Source organism: Oleiphilus sp. HI0067, from assembly GCF_001635735.1.
On record NZ_LWFI01000547.1, the window covers coordinates 1 to 771 of the forward strand.

The 771-nt window shown below is 44.1% G+C and carries 1 protein-coding gene; it reads right to left on the minus strand.

Translation table 11 applies throughout. From position 1 onward, the window contains the following. On the minus strand, positions 1 to 763 hold a 763-nt coding region (locus tag A3739_RS06385; protein WP_231877024.1), incomplete at its 3' end, for a mechanosensitive ion channel family protein. Positions 764 to 771 lie beyond the last annotated feature (8 nt).

A 771-nucleotide genomic window follows, 5' to 3' on the forward strand; every position in this document is an offset into this window, starting at 1 on the left:
TCTCGAGCTGATCAGAGTCGTCATAACGGACGCCAATTTTTTCATAGATTCGACGGTGACTCATACGTGATGGGTTTTGTACTGAAATATTTGCGAATGCCTGGTTTGGTACGTATAGCGGTCGCTTATCAAAGGTTCGAATTGTCGTTAAACGCCAACCGATTTTCTCTACGGTACCTTCAATTTCTTGATCAGGAGAGCGAATCCATTCGCCAACTTTGAACGGTCTGTCCAAATAGATCATCAGCCCGCCGAAGAAGTTCGCTAGCAAGTCTTTCGCCGCAAAACCAACAGCAATGCCGCCAATACCACCAAAGGCTAATACACCACTAATACTGAAACCTAATGTCTGTAAAACAACGAGAACTGCAGTGATAATAATCGAAGCCCGAAGAAGTTTACCCAATGCGTGCACAGTAGTTTCATCGATAGGCTCCTCAACTCTATCTGGATCGATAAGCAAGGTTTCTGTTTGCGCAATAAACCCTACTACGAACCAAGTTAGACAGAAGATAACCCCGATACGCTGAATTGGCTCAACAAAATCGAAAACAACTACGTTTGAGTATTGATCGGCAGTATATGCCGCCATGGAAAGGCCGACGATCCAGATACCAAGGGACACAGGACGTCTTGCTGCGTGTAGTAATGCATCGTCCCATAAATTCTCCGTCTTGGTGAACTGGATTTCGACTCGTTTGAATATCCGTTTTGAAATATAACTTGCTAATGCTGTGAGTACGACAACAGCGAAAATTTCAATGACACTAC